Origin of the sequence: Mesorhizobium sp. M7A.F.Ca.MR.176.00.0.0, assembly GCF_004023165.1 — a bacterium.
In the GTDB taxonomy this organism is placed as follows: domain Bacteria; phylum Pseudomonadota; class Alphaproteobacteria; order Rhizobiales; family Rhizobiaceae; genus Mesorhizobium.
The window spans coordinates 77,564-87,228 of record NZ_RZTC01000011.1 but is presented as its reverse complement, the minus strand read 5'-3'; the positions used below and the strand labels follow the sequence as shown (position 1 = coordinate 87,228).

Below are 9,665 nucleotides of genomic sequence, written 5' to 3'. Positions count from 1 at the left end.
AGTCTGGCCGGCATTGTCCGCGCCCACGAGGCTGCAAAGGCAACCGGCGTCAGGCTGATCGTCGGCTGCCGGCTGGATCTGGTGGAAGAGATTTCCATCCTGGTCTACCCGACCGATCGCCCGGCCTACTCGCGGCTGTGCCGCTTGCTGTCGCTGGGCAAGAAGCGTGGCGGCAAGGCAAAATGCGTGCTTCATTGGGCTGACGTTGTCGCCTATGGCGAGGGCCTCCTTGCAGTGCTCGTGCCCGACCAGGCAGATGACACATGCCCACTCTGGCGGCGCCGGCTGCGCGACGCATTTGGCGATCGCGCCTATATGGCGCTGACGTTGCGGCGCCGTCCCAACGAGGCGCTGCGGCTGCACGATCTGGCCAATCTTGCCGGACAGGCCAACGTGCCAACGGTTGTCACCAATGATGTCCTGTTCCACGAACCGTCACGGCGCATCCTGCAGGACGTCGTCACCTGCATCCGGCACAATGTGACAATCGATGATGCCGGGTTTCGGCGCGAGCGGCACGCCGACCGCTACCTGAAGCGGCCCGATGAAATGGCACGGCTGTTCAGCCGCTATCCCGAAGCGCTAGCGCGGACGATCGAGATCGCCGAGCGCTGCCGGTTCTCATTGGACGAGCTTGCCTATCAATATCCCGAGGAGCGGATGCTGCCGGGTCTGACACCGCAGCAAGCTCTGGAGAAACTCACCTGGGAGGGCGCGACGGAGCGCTTTCCCGAGGGCGTGCCGGACAAGGTCGTTGGCACGCTCAGGCACGAGTTGCAGCTCATTGAGAAGCTGCAATACGCGCCGTATTTTCTGACGGTCAACTCGATCGTTCGCTTTGCCCGCAGCCAGGGCATTCTCTGCCAGGGCAGGGGATCAGCAGCCAACAGCGCCGTCTGCTATGTGCTCGGCATCACCTCGATCGATCCCGACCGCAATGACCTGCTGTTCGAACGCTTCGTCTCGGAGGAGCGGCGTGAGCCGCCTGACATCGATGTCGACTTCGAGCATGAGCGTCGGGAAATCGTCATGCAATGGGTGTTCGAAACCTATGGCCGCGAACACGCCGCGCTCTGCTCGACGGTCATCCGCTATCGCTCGAAGGGCGCCTTGCGCGATGTCGGCAAGGCGCTTGGACTGCCCGAAGACCTCATCAAGATGCTGTCCTCGCAAGTGTGGGGCTGGTCGGACGAAGGCGTCCAGCCGAAACATGCCGAGGAACTGAACCTCAATCTCGGCGACCGTCGCCTGCGTCTGGCGCTGGACTTGGCCAGGCAGTTGATCGGCGCGCCGCGGCATTTGTCGCAACATCCGGGCGGCTTCGTCCTGACTCGCGACAGGCTCGACGATCTGGTGCCGATCGAGCCAGCCGCGATGAAGGATCGTCAGGTTATCGAATGGGACAAGGACGACATCGACGCGTTGAAGTTCATGAAGGTGGACGTGCTGGCGCTCGGCATGCTGTCCTGCATGAAGCGCGGTTTCGATCTGCTGGCCGAGCACAAGGGCATCACTCTCGATCTCGCGACGATCCCTGCCGAGGATCCACGCACCTATGCAATGATCCGCAAGGCCGACACGCTCGGCACCTTCCAGATCGAATCCCGCGCCCAGATGTCGATGCTGCCGCGCATCAAACCGCGTACTTTCTACGATCTTGTCATCGAGGTTGCGATTGTTCGGCCAGGCCCGATCCAGGGCGACATGGTGCACCCCTATCTGCGCCGGCGCGAAGGCAAGGAAGACGTCGTCTATCCCAAGCCTGAGCTCGAAAAGGTGCTTGGAAAGACGCTGGGCGTGCCGCTATTCCAGGAGCAGGCGATGCGGGTGGCGATTGAATGCGCCGGCTTCACGCCAGGCGAAGCGGATCAACTGCGCCGCGCCATGGCGACCTTCAAGCACACCGGTGGCGTTTCCAGCTTCGGCGCCAAGCTGATCGGCGGCATGGTGAAGAACGGCTACGAGCGCGAGTTCGCCGAAAAGACCTTCAAGCAGCTCGAAGGCTTTGGCAGCTATGGCTTTCCCGAAAGCCATGCCGCCAGCTTCGCCCTGATCGCCTACGCCTCGTCCTGGATGAAATGCCATCACCCCGATGTCTTCTGCGCCGCTCTTCTCAATGCTCAGCCGATGGGCTTCTACGCGCCGGCGCAGATCGTTCGCGATGCACGTGACCATGGTGTCGAGGTGCGCCCTGTCTGCATCAACGCGTCGCGTTGGGATTGCACGCTCGAGCCCACCGCCGATGACGGTCGGTTCGCTGTCCGGCTTGGTCTGCGCATGGTCCGGGGTCTTGCCAACGCCGATGCTGCGACCATCGTCATCGCACGCGCAGACCAGCCCTTTGCGTCGGTGGATGACCTCCGGCACCGTGCCGGTGTTCCTGCTGCCTCTCTGGTTGAACTTGCCCAGGCTGACGCTTTCCAACCATCCCTATTGCTGGCGAGGCGTGAGGCCCTGTGGGCGATCAAGGCACTGCGCGACGAACCGCTGCCACTGTTTGCCGCGGCTTCCGGCCGCGAGCAGCGGACGGTATCGGAGATCCAGGAGCCCCTTGTCGCGCTGCGTGCGATGACCGCCGGCGGCGAAGTGGTCGAGGACTATGGACATGTTGGACTGACCCTGCGCGACCATCCTGTTTCCTTCCTGCGCGCCGACCTGGGGCGCAAGCGCATCGTCTCGTGTCGTGAGGCCATGCAGGCGCGCGACGGACACTGGCTGGAGGCGGCTGGCCTCGTGCTGGTCCGCCAACGACCTGGCTCGGCCAAGGGCGTCATGTTCATCACGATCGAGGATGAGACCGGCATCGCCAATCTGGTGGTGTGGGTCAAGGTCTTCGAAAAATATCGTCGGGTCGTGCTCGGCGCCGGCATGATTGGCGTTTATGGTCGCATCCAAAGGGAAGGCGAGGTGGTCCATCTCGTCGCTCATCGGCTGAGCGATCTCTCAGGCGAGCTGGCCTGCGTCGGCGATCGGGAGTCTGCCTTTCCCCTGCCGCATGGGCGCGGCGACGAATTCCATCATGGCAGCCCGACGCCCGATCCGCGCGGCATGCCGAAGGGGCCGAGGCCCCGGAACGTTATCGATCCCCATCTGCACATCGACCAGATCAAGGTGAAGACACGGGATTTCAAATAGCGCGGTGCAAGAACGGGTCTGCCGAACAATGGCTGGGTTCGTCGATACACATGAGCGATCGCTCAATCGGTGCTTCTGTCATTTTTCAGAAAGGCCTTGAACGCTGCTGCGAGAGCGGCGGGATTTTCTTCGGCGACATGGTGCCCGCTCCTGATTCCGTAGCCCCCCACGTCGTCGGCCCAGTGCTTCCAGATGGCAACCGGATCGCCATAAATCTGTTCCAAATCATCGTCGATTGACCAAAGACAGAGCATCGGACAGCGCACCTTCCTGCCGGCCTCTCGATCTTCGCGGTCGTGGCGATGGTCGATCCTTATGCCAGCGCGGTAGTCTTCGACCATGCCATGGACGATGGCGGGATCGTGGATGAATGAAACCAATTCGTCATAGGCATCGTGTCCCATCTCATCTGGCCGCAAGTCACTATACCATGCCATCGGGTCTGCCAGGATGGCGCGTTCCGGCTTCTCGGGTTGAGCAAAGAAGAACCAGTGGTACCAATCGCGGGCAAAGTTCCAGTCGGCCCGTTCCAGATGCTCGATAACTGGCAACCCATCCACGGCAATCAGCTTTCGCACCAGGTCGGGATGGTCCATCGCCATTCTGAAAGCGACCAGACTTCCACGATCATGCCCGGCGACGAAGAAAGCGTGGTGGCCCAACCTTTCCATCACCTCCACCAGCGCCGAAGCCTTTGCCCGCTTGGACGAGAACCTGCTCTCGGGGTCATCGGCCGGTGCGTAGGAGCGACCGAAGCCCGGAAGGTCGGGGCACACGATCCTGAAATCTGCTGACAGCAAGTCCGCGACCTGGCCCCACGTCATATGCGCGCGAGGATGGCCATGGATCAGAAGCAGAGGCGGCCCAGATCCGCCATGCCGAAGCCTTATCGGCCCGCCCTCGGTTTCCGCCATTTCAAGCGGAAGTTTTCGAACATCGGCCATCCTCAGGAAACGGGCTGTTGTCGGCTTTAAGAACTCCTTGAGCATGGAATGGTTCGGGGCAAATCGCGACTGCAAATCGTTTCTCCCGGTTAGCTTTCCCTCAGGGTCCATTCTGGACGCGCGAATGGCTACAAGGCGGATCTAACGGAGCAGGCCCTCGTCGTCGAACGCGTCCCAGCCCTTCAACTTAGGCCGGGGATCGTCATCTCTGGGGTTATTCCCGGAACCGCGAACCTTCTCGCTACCCTTTCCCGCCCGCGTCAGGGCAGCCTTGCCGGCGCCACGTCGCCTGTTCTCCGTAACTTGCTGCGCGTCTTCTTCGCGCCAAAGGCTTGGCAGATCACGATCAAGGATGTCCTCGATGTGCTTGGGATCGAACACGTGGAAGGTGACGGCCTTGGATCGACCGCGCATCTTCACGGTGCGGGTGCCAATGCTTTGCAGCCGTCCGTCTTTCAGCCACTTGTGACGCTCACGCGAAGAAATTGTGAGGATGTCCTCGGCCTCGCGCGGCAGGACCGGGAGTACTTCGATGGTTTCCAGGATCTTGGCGATCTTGTTCGAGGCGGCCTCGAACTCTTCGGCATCGTCTTCGCGCATCCGCAAGGCTATGCGACCAGTCTCGGCTTTGACGTACTTCCTCACCGCCCATGGCAGGCGGGCACGTATTTCACGCTCGATACCTTTCATGCGCACCGACGAGCCAAGCGTCGCTGATGGCGGAAGTGGCCACTCGGCAATCAGTGACAACGAGGTGCTGACGCTTTGGCGAGAGCCGCGATCCCGAGGGGCCGCAATTGCCGAAGCGATGCCGCCAAGAATCTTCCGTGTTTGCGCAAAACGCACCGGCATCTGAGCTAGTCGCTTCCTTGTCGCACGGTTTCTACCGCCAGCGACCCGGCCGGCAGGGCCTTCAACAGCTCCACCTCGGGTTTCGTGAGGTAGATCCATGCCGCCCAATCGTCCGGGCGCAGAACCACAATCTGGCGATTGTGGATGGGCGCCACGTCCGGGCCGGGTTCCGTCGTCAGCATAGCGAATGTCGGTGGCTTGTTGCCTTCGCCATCGCGCCACAGGCCGGCGATCGCCATGAACGAGGCGCCGTTGAGTGTGAAGCGATGCTTAGCCTTTGGAGACTTCTTTCCGGTGAATTCGAAGAAAGCCGACGCCGGAATAAGGCAGCGCTTGCTGTTGGAGAAGCTCCGTCCTTCCGAGCGGAAGTTGAAGATCGGCCCGCCTTTGGGCCCGGAGGGCGGAAAGGCAAAGGTCATGCGCGTGAGTTCGATCGTGTCGCCGACGGCGCGCATGATCGGGGCGGGATCACTGATGCGGATGTCATCCGCCTGCGGCAAATCCAGTTCCGTTTGCTGGGTGGGAATGTCGAGCGCCAGCAATTGCATCATCCTGCAATATTCGGCCCAGGCGATATGCTGCTCATAGTCGTTGCACACGGCTGCCCACGCTTTCAGTCAGTTGATGACTTATAACAAATAACGCGGCTTGGCTGCGGCGCCACCATCGCGAGATTTTCCGCTATGCCCGAAATCTCGCGATCTGCTTGAGCATCGCGCGGATTGTCGGTGCTGACATCGCCGTGGCTCACAATGATGCGCTCAAGGTCAGGCTCATCAGACCATCTGCGGAAAGCGGCGCCCAGCGCCTGGCCGTCCTTACCACTTGGCAACACGCGGCATGCTGGGCCGGTCGACGCCAAAGCCAAGCGCACGCGCCATAATGTGGGCACCAATTTGCGACGGTCTTCACCCTACGGGCTTCCATGCCTGACGTGAGATCGGCCACGCCGATGCTACTTCCTGCCGCCGCTGGGTACCGAGACGGGTCGATGAGAGTGAGAGTGCAGACCGGGTTGCCGTGACGGGTTGAAGGTCGGGAGAGAGGCTCCTGGCGCCCGTCGCGGAGAACCGCGATGCCCAGAAACACCGCTAGCGCCCGTTCCGGCAACGACCGGCCAGGCCTCTATACGGAAATCACCGACAAGATCATCGCCGAGTTGGAAGCCGGACGCATTCCATGGGTGCAGCCCTGGGGCACGGCGGCGGCAAAGGCGCCGCTCGCCATGCCGGAAAACGCGTCGACCCACCGTCGCTACTCCGGCATCAACATTCTGATCCTGTGGGGCGCGGTCATCGAGCACGGTTTCACCGGACAGAGCTGGCTGACATTCCGCCAGGCGCTCGGGCTCGGCGGCAACGTCAGGAACGGAGAACATGGCACGACCATCGTCTATGCCGACCGCTTCGTGCCCGACGATGAGCGCAACCGAGCCCGCGAGAGCGGGCACGAAGCACAGCCGGTCCCATTCCTCAAACGCTTCACAGTCTTCAACGCCGATCAATGCGAGAACCTTCCGGAGGACGTCGCCGCCGTCGCACCACCACCTCCGCCGGGCATGATCGAACCGCAAGCAGAGGCGCTGATCCGGGCCACCGGCGCGGATTTTCGGATCGGAGGCAGCCGCGCCTTCTACAGCCCTGCGAGCGACTTCGTGCAGGTCCCGCCGCCAGCCGCCTATTTCGAACCCATCAACTGGCACCGTACCGCGTTCCATGAACTGGGGCATTGGTCGGGTCATTCCTCCCGCCTCGGCCGTGATATGGCCGGTTCCTTCGGCTCGAAATCCTACGCGCGGGAGGAACTGGTGGCTGAGATGGCAGGGGCCTTTGTCTGCGCTTCTCTCGCCATCGTCCCGACGGTTCGGCATGCCGACTACATCGGCTCGTGGCTGGCCGTCCTTCGCGAGGATAATCGCGCCATTGTCCGTGCCGCCAGCGCCGCCTCGAAGGCCGCCGAATTCATCCTCGGCTTCCAGCCTGGCGTGGATCAGCAAGCGGCCGCGGCAGCAGCAGCGAATGACAAACGGGAGGCGGCGTGATGGCCACGCCGAACCGGAGTCGGACCGCGCTTCGCCGGCTTCCCGGTTCGGTGGCAGGAGAGTGAGAGGGGTGCCGGTATTTCATGACGGGTTTGGGTCGAGAGAGAGGCTCTCGGCGTCCGTCGCGGAGAAAACACCATGGCTACTGCCGTTCAAAAGATCACCTTGTCGTCCTCGCGCGACATCCCCTTCAACAAGTTGGTGCTCGCCCAGAGCAACGTCCGGCGCATCAAGGCCGGCGTCTCGATCGAGGATCTGGCGGCTTCGATCGCCCGCCGGGGCCTGATCCAGAGCCTCCATGTTCGTCCCCTGCTCGATGCCGGCGGCGAAGAGACAGGCATATTCGAGGTGCCGGCCGGCGGCCGCCGCTACCGCGCTCTCGAAATGCTCGTGAACCAGAAGCGGCTTGCCAGGACCGCACCCGTTCCTTGTGTGATGGGCACCAACGCTGTCCTGGCGGAGGAAGTTTCGCTGGCCGAGAACATCGATCGCGCCCCACTTCATCCATTGGATGCCTATCGCGCGTTCAAGGACATGCGCGACAAGGGCATGTCGGAGGAGGAGATTGCCGCCGCTTTCTTCATCTCCGTCACCATCGTCAAGCAGCGCCTCAAGCTGACCGCCGTGTCGCCGGCGCTGCTCGATGTCTATGCCGACGCCGGAATGACGATCGCTCAGCTCGAAGCGTTCTCGGTCAGTGACGATCACGCAAGACAGGAGCAAGTGTGGGAGGCGATCAAGAACAGCTGGTCGAAAGAGCCATACCAGATTCGCCGCATGTTGACGGAGAACACTGTCCGCGCTTCCGACAAGCGTTCCGTGTTCGTTGGGCTCGATGCCTATGAGGCAGCTGGCGGCCAGGTGCTGCGGGACCTCTTCCAGTCGGATGACGGCGGATGGCTCCAAGACGCGCTGCTGCTCGACCGTCTTGTCACCGAAAAGCTCCAGCTCATGGCTGATGAAATTGCCAATGAGGGCTGGAAGTGGATCGAAGTCGCGGTGAGCTTTCCCTACGGCGCCGCGAACGGCTTGCGTGAACTCCACGGCACGCCCGTTGACTTGACCGACGAGGAGCAGGCAACGCTCGGGGCGCTGCGTGACGAGTTCGACAAGCTGCAGGCGGAATACGAAGAGGCGGACGAGTTGCCCGATGAGATCGACCAGCGGTTCGGCGAGCTTGAAGCCGCCATTCGTGCGCTGGAGGCGCGCCCAGTCCACTTCGATCCGGAAGACATTGCAAGAGCGGGTGTCTTTCTCAGCGTTGACGCCGATGGATCGCTTCTCGTCGAGCGTGGCTATGTGAAGCCGGAGGACGAAGCTGCCGTTGCGCCCGATGGCGAGAGTGACTTCGGGGCCGAGGGAACCGACGATAGGGCGACGGCGGGGTCGATCCAGCGGGCGGTAATTACCATCGGCGGCCAGCCAGCTCAGGCGCAGGATGATGAGGAGGATGGCATCAAGCCCTTGCCGGATCGCCTGATCATGGAACTGACCGCCGAGCGCACGCTGGCGCTACGCGACAAGCTCGCGAACGATCCGGCGATCGCCTACCTTGCCGTGCTCCACAAGCTCGTGCGCGATGTGTTTTCTCGCTACAGATCACAGGGTGTCGCGATGGAAGTCTCTGACCGCAAGAGCCGAAAAAGCCCCCTTCCACCCTGAGGCACAGCGGCAGTGGGGGTTGCGATTTCCCAGCGACGCCGGATTTGTCCGCCTTGGCGCAAGACGTTTTCTGGTCGCCTGACGTCGATCCAGCTGTGGTTTCTCTCGTGCCGGCGCCGGAATTCCTGTCGTCCTTGCGATCGGCGCCGTTGACCGGCGTGGGCGCGAGCCGCGATAGCGTTGAAGGACGCCACACCGTCCATAATGCAGGTGTCGCCACTCAACTTCTCCTTCTGCCCGGTAGCGAGCCGCACGGCCCTTTGGCGGCGTTGATTCCCTTGGATGCAGAAACGTTGGGACGGATCGAAGCCCTTACCCGTTTCTGGCGTGCCTGGCAGGGGCGCCCAGCACCTTCGGACACGCGGATGACCCCGCAGCAACGCCGCCGCTTCCGGCTGATGATACAGGCCGCTGACGGCCGCTCGAATGGCGCGAGCTATCGCGACATTGCCGTGGCTCTTTACGGGTATAAGCGCGTCGCCGCTGATCCTTGGAAAACCTCCGCGCTGCGCGACGCGGTGATCGGTCTCGTCGAAGGCGCCACCGGCATGATTGGTGGCGGTTATTTGCAAATCCTGCGTCATCGCCGTCGATCCTAGCGGGTCTGCCCGCGCAAAGAGGGGTGGCGTTTTAGCCCCCCTCAACTTCCCCATCCCCGGCGAAGCCTACTCTCCGCCACCGTGGTCTCCGTTCCCCGCTGAACGCCAGCGGCCGTCCAAAACCCCACGGAGGCCCGATCCATGCGACCCGATATCACCGTCTTGCCGCCACGCTTCCTGCGCACCAAGGAAGCCGCGGATTTCCTCAGCCTGTCCGCCCGCACCCTCGAAAAGCACCGTACCTATGGCACTGGTCCTGGCTACCGAAAGCTCGGCGGCCGTGTCGTCTATGCCGTCGATGATCTTCAGGCCTGGGCCGAACGCGGCGCCGTCACCTCTACATCCGATCCGCGTGGCTCGGTCCTGCCGGCCAAGCGTCACACAACGACGCCGCCGGCGCATGGCGGACGATACGCACGCTGACCGCGCGCG

General features: G+C 62.6%; 9 protein-coding genes and 1 pseudogene (1 of these 10 cut by a window edge). 5 read left to right on the top strand and 5 right to left on the bottom strand.

The window, feature by feature from the left end:
* Nucleotides 1-3,135, top strand: part of the annotated coding region (locus EOB59_RS06700; RefSeq protein WP_128287999.1) for an error-prone DNA polymerase (this coding region is incomplete at its 5' end). Its footprint begins 18 nt before the window's first position; 3,135 of its 3,153 annotated nt are in view.
* Nucleotides 3,136-3,197: 62 nt separating this feature from the next.
* On the opposite strand, the gene EOB59_RS06695 is transcribed toward EOB59_RS06700, so the two are convergent.
* The 4 genes from EOB59_RS06695 to EOB59_RS06680 all read right to left on the bottom strand — a co-directional run bounded on the left by EOB59_RS06695 (nt 3,198) and on the right by EOB59_RS06680 (nt 5,799).
* Nucleotides 3,198-4,079: an alpha/beta hydrolase gene (locus EOB59_RS06695; protein WP_128288009.1), complete on the bottom strand. Its 882-nt coding sequence runs from the start codon at nt 4,077-4,079 to the stop codon at nt 3,198-3,200.
* A gap of 141 nt (nt 4,080-4,220) precedes the next feature.
* Entirely contained in the window at nt 4,221-4,931 is a 711-nt protein-coding gene (locus EOB59_RS06690; RefSeq protein WP_206622033.1) for a hypothetical protein, read from the bottom strand.
* 5 nt (nt 4,932-4,936) lie between these two features.
* The gene (locus EOB59_RS06685) at nt 4,937-5,530 is read right to left on the bottom strand and encodes an SOS response-associated peptidase family protein (protein ID WP_127395390.1); all 594 of its coding nucleotides are present in this window, start codon (nt 5,528-5,530) and stop codon (nt 4,937-4,939) included.
* Between the two features lie 14 nt (nt 5,531-5,544).
* The gene (locus tag EOB59_RS06680; protein WP_128287998.1) at nt 5,545-5,799 is read right to left on the bottom strand and encodes a hypothetical protein; all 255 of its coding nucleotides are present in this window, start codon (nt 5,797-5,799) and stop codon (nt 5,545-5,547) included.
* A 207-nt stretch (nt 5,800-6,006) separates the two neighbouring features.
* On the opposite strand from EOB59_RS06680, the gene EOB59_RS06675 reads away from it, so the two are divergent.
* The gene (locus tag EOB59_RS06675) at nt 6,007-6,972 is read left to right on the top strand and encodes a zincin-like metallopeptidase domain-containing protein (protein WP_128287997.1); all 966 of its coding nucleotides are present in this window, start codon (nt 6,007-6,009) and stop codon (nt 6,970-6,972) included.
* A gap of 81 nt (nt 6,973-7,053) precedes the next feature.
* Here EOB59_RS06675 and EOB59_RS36020 read toward each other — a convergent pair whose 3' ends face one another.
* Nucleotides 7,054-7,272, bottom strand: coding sequence for a hypothetical protein (locus EOB59_RS36020; protein WP_245486552.1), 219 nt, complete (start codon nt 7,270-7,272; stop codon nt 7,054-7,056).
* Between EOB59_RS36020 and EOB59_RS06670 the strand changes: the two are divergent.
* The 3 genes and pseudogenes from EOB59_RS06670 to EOB59_RS06660 form a co-directional block, all read left to right on the top strand.
* Nucleotides 7,171-8,559, top strand: a pseudogene (locus tag EOB59_RS06670) (ParB/RepB/Spo0J family partition protein); the annotation flags it as partial. The gene EOB59_RS36020 and the pseudogene EOB59_RS06670 sit on opposite strands and share 102 nt — an antisense overlap.
* A gap of 128 nt (nt 8,560-8,687) precedes the next feature.
* On the top strand, nt 8,688-9,233 hold the full coding sequence (locus EOB59_RS06665) for a DUF2285 domain-containing protein (protein ID WP_245486550.1): 546 nt from the start codon (nt 8,688-8,690) through the stop codon (nt 9,231-9,233).
* A gap of 141 nt (nt 9,234-9,374) precedes the next feature.
* Entirely contained in the window at nt 9,375-9,656 is a 282-nt protein-coding gene (locus tag EOB59_RS06660) for a helix-turn-helix domain-containing protein (RefSeq protein WP_127327897.1), read from the top strand.
* Nucleotides 9,657-9,665: the final 9 nt, after the last annotated feature.

Excerpts from the sequence above, each read along its gene's own strand:
- EOB59_RS06695 (WP_128288009.1), bottom strand. The coding sequence starts at position 4,079 with ATGGCCGATGTTCGAAAACTTCCGCTTGAAATGGCGGAAACCGAGGGC.
- EOB59_RS06690 (WP_206622033.1), bottom strand. The coding sequence starts at position 4,931 with ATGCCGGTGCGTTTTGCGCAAACACGGAAGATTCTTGGCGGCATCGCT.
- EOB59_RS06675 (WP_128287997.1), top strand. The coding sequence starts at position 6,007 with ATGCCCAGAAACACCGCTAGCGCCCGTTCCGGCAACGACCGGCCAGGC.
- EOB59_RS36020 (WP_245486552.1), bottom strand. The coding sequence starts at position 7,272 with ATGGAGGCTCTGGATCAGGCCCCGGCGGGCGATCGAAGCCGCCAGATC.
- EOB59_RS06660 (WP_127327897.1), top strand. The coding sequence starts at position 9,375 with ATGCGACCCGATATCACCGTCTTGCCGCCACGCTTCCTGCGCACCAAG.